The organism is Paenibacillus sp. FSL P4-0176, from assembly GCF_037975265.1.
Classification (GTDB): Bacteria; Bacillota; Bacilli; order Paenibacillales; family Paenibacillaceae; genus Paenibacillus; species Paenibacillus amylolyticus.
Map to the genome: position 1 here is coordinate 3,498,210 of NZ_CP150242.1, position 20,023 is coordinate 3,518,232.

At 43.6% G+C, this 20,023-nt stretch carries 16 protein-coding genes; 14 read left to right on the forward strand and 2 right to left on the reverse strand.

The annotated features are described in order from the left end of the window. The first annotated feature begins 13 nt into the window (after positions 1 to 13). The 9 genes from MKY95_RS15900 (at position 14) to MKY95_RS15940 (ending at position 10,713) form a co-directional block, all read left to right on the forward strand. Positions 14 to 436 (forward strand): DUF3237 domain-containing protein, encoded by a 423-nt coding sequence (locus MKY95_RS15900; protein WP_036671166.1) that lies wholly within the window; start codon positions 14 to 16, stop codon positions 434 to 436. Positions 437 to 675: 239 nt separating this feature from the next. Beyond that, complete coding sequence (locus MKY95_RS15905) at positions 676 to 2,256, forward strand: histidine-type phosphatase (protein WP_036671168.1); 1,581 nt, start codon at positions 676 to 678, stop codon at positions 2,254 to 2,256. Between the two features lie 184 nt (positions 2,257 to 2,440). After that, positions 2,441 to 2,932: a sigma-70 family RNA polymerase sigma factor gene (locus MKY95_RS15910; RefSeq protein ID WP_036615805.1), complete on the forward strand. Its 492-nt coding sequence runs from the start codon at positions 2,441 to 2,443 to the stop codon at positions 2,930 to 2,932. Then, positions 2,932 to 3,906 (forward strand): hypothetical protein, encoded by a 975-nt coding sequence (locus tag MKY95_RS15915; RefSeq protein WP_036671171.1) that lies wholly within the window; start codon positions 2,932 to 2,934, stop codon positions 3,904 to 3,906. Before MKY95_RS15910 ends, MKY95_RS15915 begins: the two co-directional genes overlap by 1 nt. Before the next feature lie 198 nt (positions 3,907 to 4,104). Next, positions 4,105 to 4,860: a carboxymuconolactone decarboxylase family protein gene (locus MKY95_RS15920; RefSeq protein WP_036671173.1), complete on the forward strand. Its 756-nt coding sequence runs from the start codon at positions 4,105 to 4,107 to the stop codon at positions 4,858 to 4,860. Between the two features lie 128 nt (positions 4,861 to 4,988). Beyond that, the gene (locus MKY95_RS15925; protein WP_036671175.1) at positions 4,989 to 5,870 is read left to right on the forward strand and encodes a LysR family transcriptional regulator; all 882 of its coding nucleotides are present in this window, start codon (positions 4,989 to 4,991) and stop codon (positions 5,868 to 5,870) included. Between the two features lie 178 nt (positions 5,871 to 6,048). Beyond that, positions 6,049 to 7,938: a beta-glucoside-specific PTS transporter subunit IIABC gene (locus MKY95_RS15930; protein ID WP_036671177.1), complete on the forward strand. Its 1,890-nt coding sequence runs from the start codon at positions 6,049 to 6,051 to the stop codon at positions 7,936 to 7,938. Between the two features lie 28 nt (positions 7,939 to 7,966). Further along, positions 7,967 to 9,391, forward strand: a complete 1,425-nt coding sequence (locus MKY95_RS15935) for a 6-phospho-beta-glucosidase (RefSeq protein ID WP_036671179.1) — start codon at positions 7,967 to 7,969, stop codon at positions 9,389 to 9,391. A 131-nt stretch (positions 9,392 to 9,522) separates the two neighbouring features. After that, positions 9,523 to 10,713 carry an MFS transporter gene (locus MKY95_RS15940; RefSeq protein WP_036671180.1) on the forward strand — a complete coding sequence of 397 codons (1,191 nt, stop codon included), beginning with the start codon at positions 9,523 to 9,525 and terminating at the stop codon, positions 10,711 to 10,713. A 59-nt stretch (positions 10,714 to 10,772) separates the two neighbouring features. On the opposite strand, the gene MKY95_RS15945 is transcribed toward MKY95_RS15940, so the two are convergent. Next, entirely contained in the window at positions 10,773 to 11,339 is a 567-nt protein-coding gene (locus MKY95_RS15945; RefSeq protein ID WP_036671181.1) for a GNAT family N-acetyltransferase, read from the reverse strand. 30 nt (positions 11,340 to 11,369) lie between these two features. Then, positions 11,370 to 12,245 (reverse strand): LysR family transcriptional regulator, encoded by an 876-nt coding sequence (locus MKY95_RS15950; RefSeq protein ID WP_339199984.1) that lies wholly within the window; start codon positions 12,243 to 12,245, stop codon positions 11,370 to 11,372. Positions 12,246 to 12,354: 109 nt separating this feature from the next. Here MKY95_RS15950 and MKY95_RS15955 point away from each other — a divergent pair, with 109 nt between their 5' ends. The 5 genes from MKY95_RS15955 (at position 12,355) to cydC (ending at position 20,022) form a co-directional block, all read left to right on the forward strand. Beyond that, positions 12,355 to 13,749 carry an MFS transporter gene (locus MKY95_RS15955; RefSeq protein ID WP_339199739.1) on the forward strand — a complete coding sequence of 465 codons (1,395 nt, stop codon included), beginning with the start codon at positions 12,355 to 12,357 and terminating at the stop codon, positions 13,747 to 13,749. Between the two features lie 333 nt (positions 13,750 to 14,082). Then, complete coding sequence (locus tag MKY95_RS15960) at positions 14,083 to 15,447, forward strand: cytochrome ubiquinol oxidase subunit I (protein WP_339199742.1); 1,365 nt, start codon at positions 14,083 to 14,085, stop codon at positions 15,445 to 15,447. Next, a complete protein-coding gene (locus MKY95_RS15965) occupies positions 15,447 to 16,460 on the forward strand; it encodes a cytochrome d ubiquinol oxidase subunit II (protein ID WP_339199744.1) in 1,014 nt (337 codons plus the stop codon). The genes MKY95_RS15960 and MKY95_RS15965 overlap by 1 nt, the downstream gene beginning before the upstream one ends. Positions 16,461 to 16,474: 14 nt before the next feature. Next, positions 16,475 to 18,298, forward strand: coding sequence for a thiol reductant ABC exporter subunit CydD (cydD, locus tag MKY95_RS15970; RefSeq protein ID WP_339199747.1), 1,824 nt, complete (start codon positions 16,475 to 16,477; stop codon positions 18,296 to 18,298). After that, a complete protein-coding gene (cydC, locus tag MKY95_RS15975) occupies positions 18,295 to 20,022 on the forward strand; it encodes a thiol reductant ABC exporter subunit CydC (RefSeq protein ID WP_339199750.1) in 1,728 nt (575 codons plus the stop codon). Before cydD ends, cydC begins: the two co-directional genes overlap by 4 nt. The last annotated feature ends 1 nt before the right edge of the window (position 20,023 follow it).

The window sequence follows — 20,023 nt, forward strand, 5'->3', positions numbered from 1 at the left end:
GAGGTGAGAATACGTGAAATTAGAGGAATTGTTTACGGTACATGTGAACATTGAGAAATCATTTGATTTGCAAAATAGCGAAGATGATTCGGTTGTTATGATTACTTTTACAGGCAGCGTAACCGGAAAGTACTTTGAGGGAATTGTGCTGGGTGGAGGAGTGGATACGCAGATCATCGGGAAGAATGGTGGTCCGCATACTCTATCGGCAAGATACATGCTCCAAGGAACCGACAACTCAGGGCATTCATGCAAAATTTATATCGAAAATAACGGAAATATTGATAAAACGCTGAAAACTGCTTTATTTCGTACTTCCCCCAAAATGATTACAGACAGCAAAGCCTTATCCTTCTTGAACTGTGAGACACTTATTGGAGAAGGTCATCCGACGGAGTCAGGGATAGATATAAAAATATATAGAAAACCGCTGTGATGCGGGGCAAATAGCAATTATCTTTTTATTGTATGGCAGAGAAGATAGCTTTTTATAATGAAAAGTCAGAGTCGCTAAGGAGCGGCTCTTTTTGTCGTATGAGACTTTACGTCAATATTTATATGTACTCTTTTACAATTAATTAACATAGGATGGATACGGCGCAGACACTTCACACCTATAGTATGATGAGCGAAAATAAACCAATATCAGGCGGAATAAGGAGAAAACTATTCATTATGATGATCAAAAAAATCGGGATTTCAGTAGCATCACTCGCCATCTTAACGTCTGTAAGTGTATTTTACGCATATGGTGCAGGCTCCAAACGCATGATCGAAGTGTCCGAACAATCGGCTAATGTGGTTGTGAACGGTCAAAGGGTGGAAGGCGAATCATTTCTCTACAATGGGGTTACTTATGTACCTGCAAGAGCGATTGGTGAAGCCTTAGGGCAAGAGGTAGACTGGGATAACAACACCCAATCGGTGTTTGTTGGACAGAAAATGAGCGATCAGCAGGGGTACCGCGGTACCAAAACGCCATATCCTTTTAAGGAAACAAGTTATACAAAAGCTCCTAGTGGATATGAACCCATATTTATTAACTACATAGGGAGACATGGTTCCAGACATCTATCCAGTTCCAAGTACGACAAGACGTTATTTGAACTGCTCGACATCGCTGAAAAGGACGGGCAGATCACTAATCTGGGCAAAGAGCTGAAGAAGGAAATTGGCAATCTGATGAAGGTTGAAAAAGATCATTATGGATTGTTATCCACTACGGGTGGAGAAGAACTGAAAGGAATAGGGGCCAGAGTTGGGCAGAATTTCAAAGAACTTTTTACATCGGATAAAAAAGTGATTGCACAAGCAACCTTCAAAGATCGAACGCCGCAGAGCAGAGATCAGTTTATTGACGGGTTAAAGGAAAGCTTGGGAGATAACAAGGTAGACATTCTGGCTTCAGCTTTTGAAGAAGGGAAAGACCCCTATCTACGGCCCTACGACCTAGCGACAAAGTATAATGAGTACGTAGAAGATGGAGACTGGGTTAAGTTATACGAGGATTATGTCACACAGAGCACTGGAACGCTTTATGCAAAAGAGGTTCTTCTGCAATTTTTCTCTGATGACTTCTATCAACGGCTGAACGCTGGAGAGTTTGAACTGAAAGATGAGAAGGGAAAAGTGAAGCTCAGCAACCCAACCGAGGCTGCTTCTAATTTATACGAACTCTACATCATATCTTCGAATATTAAAGGAGAAGGTGACTTCGAATTCGGGCGGTATTTCACGGCTAATCAGTTAAGATGGTACGAGAGCATTGACAATATCAATGACTTTTATGAAAAAGGTCCATCTTTAACGTCAACGGATCTGCCGAAAAATATCATTTCACCTCTGGTCAAAGAGTTGATCGTGTCTACCGAACAGTCCATTCAGCAAAAAGACACGGCTGGTATATTTCGTTTTGCTCACGCAGAAACAATTATTCCACTATCTTCATTCCTGGATATCGCCGGAGCTAATGTGAGTATCGACAAACCGCAGGACGTAACCCAAAACTGGAATGGCTCGGTTATCTCACCAATGGGAGCAAATATCCAATGGATTCTGTATTCCAATGGTAAGGATGTTCTCGTGAAAATGCTTAGAAATGAAGAAGAGATCGCCTTCCCGATCGAAACAAAGACCTATCCGTACTATAAGTGGGAAGATGTGAAGACATATTACCAAAACAAACTGCAGAAGGTAGGGGTAAGCTTGGACAGCAGTTTGGAAGACAATATCGAGCTTTTACAGAAGAAATTCTAGTTGGTGAACGATATGCATTTTATATGAAAATAAAGACGAAGATGAAGAAAGCAACTCCTTTTCATGGAGCTGCTTTCTTTTTTTGCATTTTGAATGAAATGGACCAATAAAAAAATCCTAAAACAAAATGTGACCAAATGCCGTCCGTAAGAGTGTTAGAGGTATAAAGGAGGGCATACCAACCATGCAGCGATCAGTGCCCCAGCTGGGCGATCATGTGATGAAAGTCTATGAGACATACGCGGATACGCTGTTCCGGATTGCCATGGTGCACCTCGGCAGACGAGAAGACGCGGAGGAAGCCACTCAGGATACCTTCATCAAACTAATAGAAAAAGCCCCTACGTTCAACGATGCGGAGCATCAAAAAGCATGGTTGATTCGGGTCATAACCAATCATTGCAAATCTTTATTAGGCAGAGGCTGGCGCAAACGGGAGGTCAAGCTGGAGGGAGTCGATCCTCTTACAACAGACAACCCTGAAGATCACGCGCTGATCGAACTTGTGCTGTCACTGCCCGTCAAGTATAGATCGGTGGTTCATCTGTATTATTACGAAGATTATCCGATCCGAGAAATCAGCGAGATCCTGGAGATTAGCGAATCAGCAGTGAAAATGAGATTAAAACGAGGAAGACAGCTGTTAAAACTGGAGCTGGAAGGAGAGGAACTGTAATGAACGAAGAACAATTCAAACAAAACTACAAGAAAGCGGTGGATCATATGAAAACAAACGAGCAAATGAAAAAACGGGTAGAGCAATCCTTAAACACGCAACATCAGGGACCAAAACGTCAACGTAAACCACTATACATTGCAGCAAGTGTTGTTATCGCTGCCAGCATTGGATTGGCTGCGCCAAGTGTATGGCAACAATTCAATGGACCAGCCGCACCAACACCACAGGTGGCAGCGGTGACTCCAGGCGCATCGTTTGATCCGATCGTGATTCCGAAGATGGAGTTGCCGAGTTCACAGGGCAAAGGCGCGATGGCTGATATGATGCAACTGGTTGTATATGGAGGAAGCGTATATACACAGTCCCCAACATTGCTTGAAGGCGCAAATGCACTCAACCTGCGGGGGGATAAACTGGGTACCACCACTGGCGGCATTGATGAGCTGAGCGGCCAAGATAAATATACGGAGCTTGCTTCCAACATTGGCGAAGCTGACATCTATGCTGTTAATGGCTACGACAAGGATTTCCGCATCATGTCTTACACCGAGATCGATGGTCAGGTGTATGCTCAGTTATTCGACAAGAACAACGGGATCACTATTGGTACTGGTGCCGACCTGATCGGCAAGCTTCATCTCGAAGGCAACATCGCCTCGGCGCAATGGGAGACGTTTAATAGCTGGAACAATGGATTGCAGCAGCTTCAACCGTTAGCAGCGGATGAAGCACTGGACAGCTTTATCTCATCGCTAAATGCTGCCAAACCGATCGCAACGAGCCCGGAGCTGGAAGAGAACCTCTACGGCAAGGAAGATCGCAAGATCATCTATCTCACGCTGGAAGACAAAACGCAGGTCCCACTGGTTCTGTTTGGTGAAGAAGGTCTGGTTCGTTATGGTAATGTTCCGGCATTCCTGGAGGTGGAGAAAGGCGCGTTCCAATCATTCTGGAACAGCTTGGGCGAGTAAGGTGAAGACAGTAATATGGCTACACCAAGAAGAGCGAACAGGGCACGCAAGTGCTTTGTTCGCTTTTTTCATCAACAAACAATCACTTGATAGGATTAGGCAATAAAATGATATGAATAGGATATGGATTCTTTCCCCTTTCAATGTAAAATGGGTACACCTAGTTTTAACTAAAAAGAAACAGGAGGTTAGATGAATATGAATCGAATCGAAAAGAGCCAGGAAACATATAAAAGGCTATTCGGCGAGGGAGTTCCAGCGGCATATGCTGCACATCCTGAATTTCAGGACATATTGAGTCGCTTCATATTTGGTGAAATTTTCGATCAAGGTGCCCTTGACGATAAGCAACGTGAGCTTATTACTTTGGTCGTACTGGCTACTAATCAAACGTTGCCACAACTCAAAGCACATACTCGTGCAGCGCTAAATGTTGGGTTGACTCCAACGGAGATCCAAGAAGCAATCTATCAATGCGCACCTTATTTGGGATTCCCCAAAACCTTAAATGCCATGTCGGAAATGAATGAAGTGTTCAAAGAGCGAAATGTTGCACTGCCTCTTGAAAGTCAGAAACGGGTTGAAGATGATAATCGCTTTGACAAAGGACTTGGTATTCAAAAAGAGATTTTTGGCGATATTATTGAGAAAAACCGGGAAAATGCCCCGTCAAATCAGAAGCATATACAGGACTATCTTTCAGCATTTTGTTTTGGAGACTTCTATACCCGCGGAGGTCTGGATCTGAAAACACGAGAGCTCCTTACCCTTTGTATACTAAGTGCACTCGGAGGTGCGGATAGTCAAGTCAAAGCACACGTTCAGGGTAACATCAATGTTGGCAATAATAAAGAAACCATGATCACCGCTCTAACTCACTGCCTTCCCTACATGGGATTTCCTCGAACACTAAATGCTTTAGCCTGCGTTAATGAAATCATTCCAGAGAAATAATCTTCTTTATTTGAAACAACAGACAGTTGATTATCCCAATCAACTGTCTTCTTCTGGTTAACAGGAAGGTATAGTAAAGAAATGAATGATTCAGTAGACACTTAAATGAACGTAAATCAGGAGGAATTATGGAGTTAAGAGTACTTCGATATTTTTTGACAGTAGCTCGAGTAGAAAATATCACACATGCTGCAACGATCTTACATGTGACACAGCCAACGTTAAGCAGGCAGTTGGCTGATCTGGAAAAAAATTTAGAAACTCAATTGTTTATACGCGGTAAAAGTAAAATAACACTGACAGAAGCAGGCATGCTTTTACGTCAAAGAGCAGAAGAAATTCTCACTCTTGCGGATAAAACAGAGAAAGAGTTTAAAGATCAGAACAATCTGGTCGGAGGAACCATATCGATCGGGAGTGTTGAATCATTAACGTCCAATGTTATTTTACAATTATTAAAAGACTTCAATATGGAGTATCCGCAGGTTAAATATCACATCTATAGTGGAACGGGGGATGACATAAAGGAGCGAATCGATAAAGGACTGCTCGATGTGGGCATTTTGTTAGAGCCCATTCACATTGAGAAATACGATTTCATCAGACTGCCCCAGAAGGAGCGCTGGGGAGTCCTTATGAAGACCTCATCACCTCTTGCACAAAAAAAATATGTCACTTCAACCGATTTAGCCGGAGTGCCTCTGCTCATATCCAGCCGATCTGTCGTACAGAATGAGATTGCAAGCTGGTTTGCCGATGAGTATGCACATTTAAACTTTGTTGCGACCTATAATTTAATATCTAACATACTTAACCTCGTAGAGGAGGGGTTAGGGACGGCCATCTGTATTGAGGGTGCGCTTGCAATGAAGCAGTCTGACACATTATGCTTTAGACCTTTTCAACCGGAACTTCAGTTTCCAACAGTGATTGTCTGGAAAAAACATAAGGTATTCAGTCAAACGGAGGTACGTTTTTTGGAACATATCAGGCATGCCTTTCAGGCATAATAAAGTATGAATTATAGGTATTGGCTATAGCTGTTTATCAGATGATATTTTAAAGGTGTAATGAATGCAGCCTTTATGTATTTCAGATAAATAGCTTTTTTTATTGCAAAGAGAAGTTATTTAGAGCGCTTTTGGTCTCATTCATTTAGATGGCAACAACAAGAGGGGGCATTATTGGATGAGCAAAAAATACGAGAAGTTGGCTCAAGATATTGTAGAGAAAGTGGGCGGTAGTGAGAATGTATCCACTCTGACTCACTGTATGACTAGGCTTAGATTTGCACTGAATGATACTACTAAAGCAGATCAAAAAGCGCTTAAATCGTTTGACGGTGTTATTGATGCGGTTGAGAGCGGCGGACAATTTCAAGTCGTCATCGGCACACATGTTGAAGACGTTTACAAAGAAGTGATCAAGCATCTTCAACCTAACGCGAGTTCATCGGGTGAACCAACTCAAGCTAGGAAAGTTAGTATTTTGGGGAAATTAATCGATTTCGTCTCGGGGACATTTAGTCCGATTGTTCCTGCTATAGCTGGGGCTGGTATGATCAAGGCATTACTCGCTCTACTTATTTTGTTCAACTGGATTTCAAAAGATTCACAAACCTACTATGTCGTAAGTCTTATGTCAGATGCTATTTTCTACTTTTTACCATTCTTGTTAGCGTTCTCAGCTGCAAACAAACTAAAATGTAGTCCCGTCTTAGCACTCGTTTTAGCCGGTGTTTTACTCCATCCCAACTTGACACAATTGCGTTTGGATGGGACTGACGTAAGTATTTTTGGAATCCCGCTAACTCTTGTATCTTATAGTTCTTCTGTAGTTCCAATTCTCTTAATCGTTTGGTCACAATCATATATTGAATCGTTGTTTAAAAGGATCATTCCGAATGCAGTGAAAGTTATTTTTGTTCCCATGTGCACTATTTTAGTAACGGGAATTTTGGCCTTAACCGTATTGGGACCACTGGGGTCATTTTTCGGAACGTATTTAGCGATGGGCTTTGACTTCTTCGCCGCACATGGTAGCTGGCTGGTTATTTTCCTGGTTGCAACCTTCTGGCCAATACTGGTTATGTTTGGGCTGCACCATAATATTGTTCCTCTATCCATTGCTCAAATCACCACATCAGGTTATGAGAATATCCTCGGTCCTGGAGCGATGATCAATTGTATAGGTCAAGGTGTTGCGGCATTAGTTGTAGGGATGAGAACCAAGGATAAAGCATTAAAACAAATTTCTGCTTCCAGTGGGATCACCGCGTTGATGGGAATCACGGAACCAGCTCTTTACGGCGTAAATTTACCGAAGAGATACCCACTTGTCGCGGGTATGATTGGAGCTGCTAGTGGGGGACTCTTTGCAGGGCTAATGGATGTTTCTCGTTACGCAACAGGCGCTTCAGGAATCCCGGCGATTCCTCTGTACATTGGTGAAAATATCTGGAATCTATATAACATTTTGATCGCACTTGTTATAACAACTGTCGTAACTGCTGTACTTACCTATTTGCTCAGTTTGAAATATGAAAAAGATGCACCTTCACAGAACACTGTTTCAAATGCGAACGAAGGGAGTGGGGTTGCGGATGAAGTCATTACAATTAAAGATTCTGTTATTGCAACGCCACTTAAAGGTCAGCTTATTCAACTTCAGGATGTACAAGATGCAGCGTTTGCCTCAGAGGCAATGGGTAAAGGAATTGCTATTGAACCTAGCGAGGGGAAAGTCATTGCTCCATTTGATGGCATGATTGTATCTCTATTTCCTAAGAAACATGCTATTGGACTATTATCCGATGAAGGAGTCGAAATTCTTATTCATGTCGGCTTAAATACGGTAAAGCTGAACGGAAAATATTTTGAAGCGTTCGTTGAAGAAGGTCAGAGAATTACAAAAGGGCAGACCTTGCTGACTTTTGATCTGGACAAAATCAGACAAGAAGGATATGTCACTCAAACGCCCGTTATTGTAACCAATTCGTATAGTTACTCGGATGTGATCGCAGAGACTAGTCCCCAAAATATTGATTTTAACAATACATTGTTGGTTGTCAAAGCTTAACAAAACTACAGGTTAGGAGTGTGTTTTAATGACTTTAAGAAAAGACTTTTTGTGGGGTGGGGCAGTTGCTGCTAACCAATGTGAAGGTGGATATGCAGAAGGCAACAAGGGACTATCCACAGTTGATGTAATCCCGGCAGGGAAAGATCGTGTTCCTGTCATGCGAGGACAGTTAAAAATGTTGGAGTGTGATCAAGAACATTTTTATCCGAGTCATGAGGCTATTGATTTTTATCATCGGTATAAAGAAGACATTGCTTTATTTGCAGAGATGGGCTTTACGTGTTTCCGTTTATCTTTGGCATGGACTCGGATCTACCCTAATGGAGATGACGAGTTACCCAACGAAGAGGGCTTGAAATTCTATGAAAATGTATTTGATGAATGCTTGAAGTATGGCATTGAGCCGTTAGTCACTATTACCCATTTTGATGTCCCTATTCATTTAGTGAAGACCATTGGATCGTGGAGAAGTCGAAAAATGGTGGATTATTATGAGAGACTGTGTGAAACGATCTTCACCCGTTATAAAGATAAAGTGAAGTATTGGCTTACCTTTAATGAAATTAACATGCTGTTGCATCTACCTTTTGGCAGCTCAGGCCTAGTGTTTGAAGAAGGTGAGAATGAGGATGCTGTGAAGTATCAGGCGGCTCATCATCAATTGATCGCAAGTGCAAAAGCAACTGAAATTGCGCGTAGAATTAACCCGGAAATTAAGATTGGCTGTATGTTAGCAGGTGCCAACACTTACCCGTATACATGTGCACCAGATGATGTCTGGAAAGCCATGACAAGAGATCGCGAGCACTACTTCTTCGTCGATGTACAATCCCGAGGAGAATACCCAAACTATGCCAAGAAAATGTTAGAACGAATGAATATTCATTTAGCCATGGAAGACGGGGACGAGGAATGTTTGAAAAATAATACGGTTGATTTCGTTTCGTTCAGTTATTATGGTTCGCGGTTAACCAGTGCAGACCCGGAAGTAAATACTCAAACGGCAGCTAACCTGTTTCCAACACTGCGCAATCCTCATTTGAAAACGAGTGAATGGGGATGGCAAATCGATCCTGAAGGTCTAAGAATTACAATGAATTCCTTGTATGACCGATATCAAAAGCCACTATTCATCGTTGAAAATGGCTTAGGAGCGATAGATACTCCTGATGAGACGGGATATATTGCGGATGATTATAGAATCGAGTATTTGCGTCAACACATCCAAGCTTTCATAACAGCAGTGGAAGAAGATGGCGTAGAGTTGTTGGGTTACACGTCCTGGGGTTGCATTGATCTAGTAAGCTCAAGTTCTGGAGAGATGAGTAAACGATACGGTTTCATACATGTCGACAAAGATGACGCTGGAAATGGTACGTTGAAACGCAGCAAGAAAAAATCCTTTGAATGGTTCAAAAAAGTTATTCAAAGTAACGGTAAAGAACTCTAATCGACTGAGCAGTAACGTATGAAGTCATCGACTTATGCGTTACTGCTTTATCCATTTATCGCAGCATCAAGGCTAACTATCGGCCATATGGAGCAAATACAAACATTAGGAGTTGGTTTTTTATAATATACATGGAGAAGCTTAAAACATATTCGTTATTGTCCGTTGCGTTATTAATTTCTTCAGGTCCAGTGATTGCCGCTAACATTCCTGCGATAGCCAATGATTTTCCAGAGATATCGGTAACACATGTAGGATTATTAACGACCATACCTTCATTATTTGTCATTCTTGGTGTGTTAATTGCTAATCGACTTGAACTTCTTATTGGGAAGAAAGCAACTATACTGACTGGATTAGGACTTGTTCTCATTGCGGGAGTATTCCCTGCATTGTATCATGACCTTTTTTCGTTGCTGTTCATTTCTCGCTGTTTGTTTGGGTTAGGTGTAGGTTTATTTAACCGGCTCATCATTCAGATGATCAGTGATATGTATCATAAAAATCCAGGTAAACAAGCAACCGTAATTGGCTTAGAAAGTGCCTTTGAGGGATTAGGAGGCATTTGTCTGACACTACTCGTTGGTCAACTATTGAAAATGGGCTGGCACACATCATTTTATGTCTACGCCCTGGCACTTCCTATTTTCATTGCATTCCTGATTTTCGTTCCTTCTGATAAAAAAGAGCTTAACAGAAGAGAAGAGGTCACCACGAATCCAAGCCACACAAATAATAAAAAAGCCCTTCAAGTCATGATTGGCTATGGTCTCTTATTATTTGTGATTGTAGCTATCTTCATCAATTATAATTTACAGATTACTCCTTTGATTTTGGAAAAAAATATCGGAACTGCGACAAACGGAAGCAACATGATTGCATTTATAGGTTTGGGAGCTTTTGTTGCCGGCTTTTCTTTTGGGAAAGTATACAAAACACTCGGTAACTATATCGTTCCATTATCGATTCTGTTACTTGGAAGCTCGATGTTCGTTACGACGATCTCGCAAAGTATTATTCTTACTACCGTTTGCTCAATGATCATCGGGTTTTCATTCCGCTGTATAATGCCCTATTTATTGCATACTTTTGCACAACAAATCGCCAAAATGGCAAAGCTGGGTACGACCATTGTTCTGATCGCGTATAACTTGGGAGCCACACTTTCACCCTATGAAGGAAGGTTAATTACGCAATTATTACGACTAGATACAGTGCAATCATTAGTCTCAAGTAATGCAATAATCCTATTATGGATTTCAACAGTTAGTTTGGGAATAGTAACCCTTCATCGCAAAAAGAAGAATATTCAACAAACATAGAAAACAGGGAACTTCATGATATGGAGTTCCCTTGTTTTAGATTGAGTTGTATGAACTTTTTAAATAGAATTCTTGTAATACACCAAGTGATCGGTCCACTCATTATTTTCGTGTATAAACCCTTTACGTAGACATTCAAATTCCATACCAACACTCTCTGCCAGTTTCATGGAAGGGGTGTTATCCACATTAATATGAGCTTCTATGCGGTGAAATTTCAGATGTTCGAATGCAATATGAAGTGCTTCATTCACTGCTTCTTTCCCATAACCTTTTCGCCAATACTGATTATGGATCGTGTATCCGAAACTTCCCCATTGAAAATGATCCCTTGCCAAGGTAGCAATATCAATCATACCCAGATGTGTACCATCTTGCTTTCTAAATACTCCAAAAACATAAACCGCATCTGTACGCGCTAACTCCTGGTGTCGATCTACCAGATCATGAAACCAATCCAGTGTACATTCACTCATATCCATTTTCCCTTTATCATGGCGCTGTTGGGAAGGCAAGCGGTTTTCAAACTCATTCAACCAATTTTCATAGTCGTCTTTCTGTAATGGTCGGATGACTAGCCGTTCTGTCTCTGAAATATGATCAAATTTTTCTGGTTTTAATATCAAAATGACATCTCCTTTATATTGAATTTATGCTCATGACATAGCACTGAAGTAGTCCATAACCACGCTGCGAAACTCTAAAGCGGCTTTGGAAATATACCTGTTTTTGTGCGAAAGTAGAGCGATTTCCCGAACGAGTTGGTGTTCCTCTACCTGAAGATATCTAATGCGCTCATGCGGGTTTCTGGCTGTGCTAGGTATAAAAGCTAGACCGATCTCCGCTTCAACAAGGGCGGTTAATCTTGCTGGCTCATCACCTTCATATACATACTTCGGTAGGAAACCAGCGGATTGACATATGGAATCCACCATATCACGAACCCCATAACCTTGCTTCACCCCAACAAACCACTCGTCCTTAAGCTCAGTTAATTGAATGCTGCTTCGGTCTGCATATCGATGACCTAAAGGAACAGCGACTACAATCGGATCGTCATATAGTATCTGACATTCGATATCGTCACCTTCAATCGGAGGGGAGGAGAGACAAAAGTCCACCTCGCCCCGTTGTAGGAGTCTGGACATGTTTTCTAACGAAACCATTTGCACATGGAACTGAATATCTGGCTTGTTTTTCCGGAATTCCCGCAGTATGCCGGGCAATGTGCTCGCCGTAGTCACTGCCAATTGCAGTGTACCCTGATCCGGGCTGGAGAGGTCAGCGATTTCCCGCTTTCCTTGTTCCAATTCAAATAAGGCTTTTTCAGTTCGCTGAAGAAATGTTCTTCCAAAGTCGTTTAGTCGCAGCTTTCTCCCGATTCGATCAAATAAAGGGACTCCCAGGTCGTCCTCTAATCGTTGTATCGTTTTGCTCAGGGAGGATTGCGTGACATGCAGCTTTCCCGCAGCTTCCGTAACATGTTCGCATCGGGCCACCGTCAGGAAATATTTTAGTTGAAGAAGTTCCATTTGCACCATTCCTTCATTCCTTCTAGTTCATCAAATCATAACATATAATGCGTTGGAATAAATGAATTCGTTCAAGTAAGATAACAGCAGAAGAGAGAGAGGTGCACCAATGAACGTTCGAAATAAAGGATTGATGTTAGCTGTTGGACTCGGAATTATGTTGAATCCGTTGAATTCCTCCATGATTTCGGTGGCAATCTCCAGGCTACAACAAGTGTATCAACTTAATTTTACAGCCGTTTCGTGGATTATTTTATCATTTTACATTGCCAGTGCTGTCGCTCAACCCGTCATGGGCAAGTGTAGTGATTTGTTTGGCCGCAGGAAGATCTTCCTCATGGGTCTTGTTATTGTTTTTGTATCGTCCATGCTAGCTCCATGGTCTTCCAGCTTTTCGTGGCTCATCGTATATCGGATCATTCAATCCATTGGTACTAGCATGATGGTGGCCGTCGGAATGGCGATTGTCAGAATGAACGTAACTGACAAGCAAGCATCCGCCTTGTCCACCTTGGCAATATTCCTTTCTGGAGCAGCTGCAATTGGACCTTTTATTGGTGGAGTATTAATTCATTGGTGGGACTGGCACAGCATATTCATCGTTAATATTCCGTTTGTCATGGCAAGCTTTTGGTTCGCCTGGAAAAAAATCCCGAAGGACGAGCCATCTCCGTCAACCTCTGGTCACATGTCCATTCGGCAATGGCTTGCGTTGATTGATGCATCAGGCATCCTGTTGTTTACTTTAGCTTTGGTGACTCTGCTCATCGGTTTACTTTCAGTAAATTCCGCAGGAGATGTTTCAACATGGCATCTGCTGACAGGAGGGATCGGGATAATTGCACTAGTTATATTCATCCGACATGAATTAAAAGCAGCCACACCGTTTATCCCTCTGCGAACGTTTGCCAGATATCCCGAAATGACGTGGGTCAATGTGCAATACATGCTGGTGAACATCCTGTTTTACGCTCTTTTTTTTGGAGTTCCTACGTACTTGAAGCAGGTACGTCATCTCAACGAAGTCTATACAGGAATGAGCATGCTAGCCTTGGGATTGTGTTCACTTATTATTTCTCCGATTGCAGGGCGCTGGATTGACAGATCGGGATCACGACCAGCTTTGATCGTTTCGGCTGGCTTAATGACATTCGGCTCTCTATTAATCGCAGTCATGAATGAAGCTTCCCCAATTGTCATTGTCATTGTTGCCTTAGCTTTATTTGGGATAAGCAACGGCTTAAACGCAGTTGGCATGCAAGCTGCCCTGTTTAAAAGCACACCCAAAGAAATGATTGGAGTCGCATCGGGTATTTTTAATACATCACGCTATCTGGGGACCATCTTATCGTCGTTATTAATTGGGATTGTCATGGGAGATACATTTAATGTGACAGGATTTCAGATGCTTGGAATCATCCTTACGGTATTAGCTGCATCACTGATCATCATGAGCGTACGTCGTGAGGCAGGTACGGTGAGTCCGGAGCAAGTAAGCAAGTAAAATAGCGAATCTGCCGTGCAATAGCACGTTTACACCCAATGAATCAATAGCTCCATTGGGTGTATTTTTTGTTTTTCACCAAGTTGTCAGAAAGAGTTGATCCTTTCTTGAACGTTTAGGGTAGAAGACGTGACTTTGATTGAATTAGGTAAAAATAAAGATATAATAATTTTGATTAATAGGCTTGGTTAGTACTTTAAGTGCATCAAGGTGTGGCAAGATATCGTCATACCTAACTTTGTGAAATTTTTCGCAACTCTGCATTGAGCTTGGCCAAAGCTGATATTGAATGTTTCTAAATTGAACAGAGTTTGAAAGGAGGCAACACAAAGAATGGCTATTGATACGGTTTTATGGAGCAGGCTAGTGACTGGTTTGACGCTCGGGTTCCACGTGATTTTTGCAACGCTTGGTGTCGGCGTACCTTTGATGATTGCTATTGCAGAGTTCATCGGCATTCGGAAGAAGGATCACCATTACATACTTATGGCAAAGAGGTGGTCCAGAGGGTTTGTCATTTCTGTCGCGGTTGGTGTCGTGACAGGCACAGCAATCTCACTACAGTTGGCCCTGGTATGGCCGAATTTTATGAAGTTGGCCGGGAATGTCATTGCACTGCCACTATTTATGGAAGTATTCGCGTTCTTTTTTGAAGCGATATTCCTGGGCATTTACCTGTATACGTGGGATCGGTTCAAAAATCCGTATATCCACTGGTTGCTGACTATTCCGATTGTCGCCGGGGCAGGCATGTCTGCTGTTTTTATTACAACAGTGAACGGATTCATGAACCAGCCTGAAGGTTTTGTCATGGAAGCAGGTCAATTCATGGCAGTGAACCCCGTGCAAGCGATGCTGAATACGGCGACGTTCTCCAAAGTGTTCCATGTATTAAGCTCGGCCTATCTGACAGGAGCTGCTCTGTTAGCAGGAATAGCAGCCTTTGCGATGCTGAGAAAAGGAGTGTCAGCCTACCACAAAAAAGGCTTGAATCTCATGATGGCCGTTGTGCTGGTATTCAGTTTATTAAATTCTTTAGCTGGAGATGTATCTGCCAAGTTTTTGGCTGAGCATCAACCGGAGAAGCTCGCAGCTGCCGAGTGGCATTTCGAGACGGAAAGCGGCGCGGATTTGATTTTTTTGGGATGGCTGAATGCAGAACATGAAATAATAGGTGCTCTTCATTTGCCGAAACTGCTCAGTTTCCTTGCCTTTGGAGACTTTAACGCTGAGGTTACCGGGCTAAACGAATTTCCACCAGATGAGCAGCCACCACTGCTTGTGCATTACTTGTTTGATCTAATGGCTGGAATTGGTTTCGCTCTGCTTGCTATATCAAGTCTGTACTTCCTGTTTGTATTCTGGAAGAAACGTAATCAGTTTAACAAGTGGATGCTTCGTATGGTTGCACTCAGTGCACCGCTTGCTTTTCTGGCCGTTGAGATGGGTTGGTTCTATGCAGAGATCGGGCGGCAGCCATGGATCATCCGAGGTTATATGCGAGTAGAAGAGGCCGCTACTTCTTCTCCGAGTGTGAGAATTTTATTTTTCGTCTTCTTGCTTCTCTACATCCTGCTAGGCGTTATGTGTGTCGTCGTACTGAGACGGTTGTTCAATAATAATCCTGCTGAACTCGAGATGGAGAAATGGTTGAAGGAGAAGCATGATCAATCAGCCAAGAAAGGGGATCAGGCATAATGAGTTATGAATTAATTGGTATTTCGGTACTCTGGCTGTTCTTGTACGGCTATCTTATTGTAGCTTCCATCGATTTTGGAGCAGGTTTCTTCGCCTTTTACGCACGCCTGACAAAGCAGGATCACCTGATTAATCGTCTGATCTCCCGTTATCTATCACCTGTCTGGGAGATCACCAATGTATTTTTTGTCTTTTTCTATATTGGTATCGTCGGATTTTTCCCAGACACGGCCTATTATTATGGCTCCGCGCTGCTTGTTCCGGGAAGTATAGCCGTCATTTTACTTGCCATTCGTGGGTCGTTCTATGCTTTCGAAAATTATGGTTCCAAAAAAAGTATCGTGTATTTGTTTTTATACGGAGCTACCGGGTTGCTTATTCCAGCGTCATTGTCAGTGGCACTGACACTGTCTGAAGGTGGCTTTATTTTGAAACAGGGAGATACGGTTTCCCTCGATTACTGGGCGCTGTTTACCAATCCGTTATCGTGGAGCATCGTTGGACTAGCCATCGTGTCCGTATTGTTCATTAGCGGATCATTTCTCACATTTTACGCTTCTCGCGCAGAGGACCATTCGGCATTGAAGCTCATGCGGAACTATGCTTTGTTCTGGAGCACACCGACCATTATTCTCGCGCTGACTGCATTTATATATTTGGGCCAACACAATGAGCGTCATTTTCAAAACATGATGGATTTATGGTGGCTGCTGGCGCTTTCCGTTGCGTTTTTCATGATTGCCATGTGGCTGTTATATAACGGACGACGTTATGGATTAGCTTTTATATGTATCATGCTGCAATTTTTCACAGCCTTTTTCGCTTACGGGATTGGGCAATATCCTTACATTCTTGATCCGTTCATTACCATTCAGAGCAGCGCCACATCACCTGCAATGGGCTTTGCACTCGTCGTTGTGTTTATCGGTGGTCTGTGCCTGTTAATTCCTTCTCTAATCCTGGTCTTCAAACTGTTCCTGTTTGATGCGGATTATGTGAAAGGAAAAAAATAAAGGAGGAGCGTTCAATGAAGAGGAGAGCCAAATCCAATCTGATCTCGCAGCAAATGTCTTTACAACGAAAAAACAGACTTCTCCTTGCGATCATATCGCTGGCCCTTGGTGCAGCTATAATAAGCCAGGCCACCTTGGTGGCTGAAGCAGTCCAGCGAATCTTTGTAGAGAAAGCTTCCTTTTCATCAGTGATGCTGTTGCTTGGCCTATTGCTGGCTGTCATGGCTGTACGTGCACTTTTGTCGTATGGAAACGGGAAAGTGGGCTTGCATATGGCAGCACGCGCCAAGACAAATATGCGAGCATCTGTGTTGCAAAACCTGACCCGCGCTTCTATGCCTTCAACCCTAAGTGGACAGACGGGAGGAAAGGTCAGTATTGCTTTGGATGCTGTGGATGAGGCTGATAGTTATTTCAGTCAATATATGCCGCGTATGATGGAAGCCGCGATGATCCCGATTCTGATTCTGGTTGTTACATTTACGCAGCACGCCAATACAGGCTGGATTATGCTGTTTACGGCACCATTTATCCCGCTGTTCATGATCTTGGTTGGGCTCAAGACAAAGAACAAATCAGAAGAAAAATACGCGCAACTGGCTGAGTTTTCCGGTACATTTCTGGATTCACTTCAGGGACTGGTCACGTTAAAAATATTCGGACGGGCTAAACGGCAGCAACAGGAAATTGAACGCAGCAGTCTGGGGTATCGTGATGCTACCATGGGCATTTTGAAGATTGCATTTACAAATACGTTTATGCTGGAATCGATCGTGATGTTAAGCATTGGTATTGTTGCGCTTGAACTGGCTATCCAGTTACTCGTTTTCAAATCGATGACCTTTCATACGGCCTTTCTCGTGTTGTTACTCGTTCCCGAGTTTTACAGTCTGTTGAAGAATACAGGAACGGCTTTTCACAGCGGGCGAACCAGTATGGGGGCCATTCGTAAGGTGGAACAAATGCTTGAGGAAACAAGTATCAAGAGCACACAAACGGAGCCTGAAGAAGGATCGGATCAAAGCGAATTAACCGATGTCGATGCAATTGCAAAGACGGAAGAGCTTCGTACAACTCGCGCCGAGTTGATAACAATGCCACCAACCATTGAACTGGACCATGTCCGATTCCAGTACACACCTGATTCCTTTGGACTTGAGACAGGACAGATCTCGATTGGACCGGGAGAACAGATCGCTATTGTAGGCAAAAGTGGATCAGGTAAAACCACGCTGCTCCATCTCATTGCTGGTTTGCTGAAACCAGATTCGGGAGCAGTTCTGGTTAACGGAAGCCAGCTTTTGCAACATGATGAGGCTGCATGGTTTGAACGTGTTAGCTACATTACACAGCATCCGTATATTTTTGCAGGTACATTTGCCGAAAATATCGCGATTGGCGCGGGTCGGAACGTCTCCAGAGCTGAAATTGAGCAGGCGGCAGAGGAAGCAGGGCTTGCTGGTGTTGTCGCACAATTGGAGCAGGGCTTGGATACGTTTGTTGGTGAAGGTGGACGGGGTCTGTCTGGTGGGGAAAAGCAAAGACTTGCTTTGGCACGTGCTTTTCTGAAGCGACCAGCTGTTATTTTGTTCGACGAACCCACCGTTGGTCTAGATCTGCACACCGAGCGGGTATTGCAACAATCCATTGCGTCATTAGCCAAAACGGCAACGATGATTACGGTGGCACACCGTTTATATACAATTCAACATGCGGACAACATTTTGTTTATGGACAATGGGGTATTGGTGGATTCAGGACATCATAAAGCGCTTCTGGCGCGCCTGCCTCAATATGCGGAGATGGTGGATGTACAACGGAAAGGAGGGTTAGCATGAATGAGCTGACGATTCTGTCAAAAGCGATGATTCAGGAGCGCAAGGATATCTTGCTTTCGATATTGGGCGGATTTATCGCCGGCATAGCAGGGGTAGCTCTCTTTTCCGCGAGTGGTTATATGATATCTCAAACAGTATTTGCGCCACCGTTGTACACTTTAATTGTACTCACCTCCATGGTCAAACTACTTGGTTTCCTTCGAGCGGCAAGTCGCTACGGGGAACGCTTGTATTCGCACAGAGCAACATTCTCCATGCTGAGCCGTTTGCGGACGTCCTTTTTTGCCAAACTGATCCCGGTAACGCCAGGTATATTGAACAAAAACCGAAGCGGGGATCTGCTTGCGCGGATCGTGGGTGATGTGGAAAGCTTGCAAAATTACTTTTTGCGGGTCGCGTATCCACCCATCATGGTTGTTATGGTGTTTTTGGCTACCATGCTGTTCACTTCGGCCTTTTCGATCTGGATTGCGTGTTTGTTAGTACTAGGTATGCTGATTACGGCATTTGTTGTACCAGGTATTGTCTTGTTAGGTCAGCGAAAAATACACGGACGTGTCCGCCAGCAACGGGCCTTGCTGTCCACGGAAGTAACCGAAGTGTTGTATGGTTTCAGGGATCTGAAAGTATACGGCCAATTGGAACAGCGTGAGCAACAGCTTCAGCAGGCTTCCGCTGCATTGGCAACGGAACAGAAACAAGCCGCTTCACACCTGCTGTGCGGGCAATCTATGCACGTTTTTGTGACGTATCTTGTTACATGGGGTGTACTAGCACTCAGCGCCTTCTTAATTGTGAATGGAGCGTTTGCCGGTGTATTCCTCGCCATGCTGATCCTGGCCACGCAGACCGTGTTCGAAGAAGCTGCGGCAATGGCTATATTACCTCTATATAAGCAGGACAGCGAGCACGCCGCTCAGCGACTGGCGGAAACGGTGCCAACCTCCGATGTGCAACCTGTACAGCCAAGCGGTGAAGTGTCATCCGATCAGGCAGTTTCGATTGAACTATCCGGTGTTAACTTCCAATATGAAGGGGAATGGAGACCGGCGCTGAGGGAGCTATCCCTGCAACTTGCAGCAGGCTCCAAAACAGCGATTGTCGGGCCGAGCGGGTCAGGCAAGTCAACGATTATCGATCTGTTACTCAAGTTGCGTGCGCCAACGTCTGGTGAGATACGGTTAAACGATGTTCTGGTGCAGGAACTGAATGAAGAGAGCATTTGGCAAAGGACAAATGTTGTGTTGCAGCAAAGTCATTTCTTCCGGGGAACCATCCGGGATAACCTGTTGCTGAATGAAGAAGAACATTCAGATGAACAACTGTCGGCTGTGCTGGATAAAGTCCAACTGCCGAATAAGTTGTTGACCGACATGGTGTATGAAAAAGGGGAGAACCTGTCGGACGGTGAGAAGCAGCGGTTGGCTCTCGCACGGGCCATGCTGCGCAAAGGACGGTTATGGCTTCTGGACGAACCAACTTCTTCGCTGGATTACGTCACAGAGAAACATGTGCTCCAGCATCTTCTTGCACAAGCATCCGAAGATACATTTCTCCTGATCTGCCATCGGCTGACGGGATTGGAAGAGATGGATCGGATTGTGGTCATGGACCAAGGCAAGATTGTGGAATCGGGTTCCTTCTCCGAGCTGATGGAGCAAAAAGGTTATTTTTATGAAATGAAACAAATTGAACGACAAATGGTTGGAGACGCCGGGGCGTGAA

Excerpts from the sequence above, each read along its gene's own strand:
- MKY95_RS15905 (WP_036671168.1), top strand. The coding sequence starts at position 676 with ATGATGATCAAAAAAATCGGGATTTCAGTAGCATCACTCGCCATCTTA.
- MKY95_RS15910 (WP_036615805.1), top strand. The coding sequence starts at position 2,441 with ATGCAGCGATCAGTGCCCCAGCTGGGCGATCATGTGATGAAAGTCTAT.
- MKY95_RS15915 (WP_036671171.1), top strand. The coding sequence starts at position 2,932 with ATGAACGAAGAACAATTCAAACAAAACTACAAGAAAGCGGTGGATCAT.
- MKY95_RS15920 (WP_036671173.1), top strand. The coding sequence starts at position 4,105 with ATGAATCGAATCGAAAAGAGCCAGGAAACATATAAAAGGCTATTCGGC.
- MKY95_RS15925 (WP_036671175.1), top strand. The coding sequence starts at position 4,989 with ATGGAGTTAAGAGTACTTCGATATTTTTTGACAGTAGCTCGAGTAGAA.
- MKY95_RS15930 (WP_036671177.1), top strand. The coding sequence starts at position 6,049 with ATGAGCAAAAAATACGAGAAGTTGGCTCAAGATATTGTAGAGAAAGTG.
- MKY95_RS15935 (WP_036671179.1), top strand. The coding sequence starts at position 7,967 with ATGACTTTAAGAAAAGACTTTTTGTGGGGTGGGGCAGTTGCTGCTAAC.
- MKY95_RS15940 (WP_036671180.1), top strand. The coding sequence starts at position 9,523 with ATGGAGAAGCTTAAAACATATTCGTTATTGTCCGTTGCGTTATTAATT.
- MKY95_RS15950 (WP_339199984.1), bottom strand. The coding sequence starts at position 12,245 with ATGGAACTTCTTCAACTAAAATATTTCCTGACGGTGGCCCGATGCGAA.
- MKY95_RS15955 (WP_339199739.1), top strand. The coding sequence starts at position 12,355 with ATGAACGTTCGAAATAAAGGATTGATGTTAGCTGTTGGACTCGGAATT.
- MKY95_RS15960 (WP_339199742.1), top strand. The coding sequence starts at position 14,083 with ATGGCTATTGATACGGTTTTATGGAGCAGGCTAGTGACTGGTTTGACG.
- MKY95_RS15965 (WP_339199744.1), top strand. The coding sequence starts at position 15,447 with ATGAGTTATGAATTAATTGGTATTTCGGTACTCTGGCTGTTCTTGTAC.
- cydD (WP_339199747.1), top strand. The coding sequence starts at position 16,475 with ATGAAGAGGAGAGCCAAATCCAATCTGATCTCGCAGCAAATGTCTTTA.
- cydC (WP_339199750.1), top strand. The coding sequence starts at position 18,295 with ATGAATGAGCTGACGATTCTGTCAAAAGCGATGATTCAGGAGCGCAAG.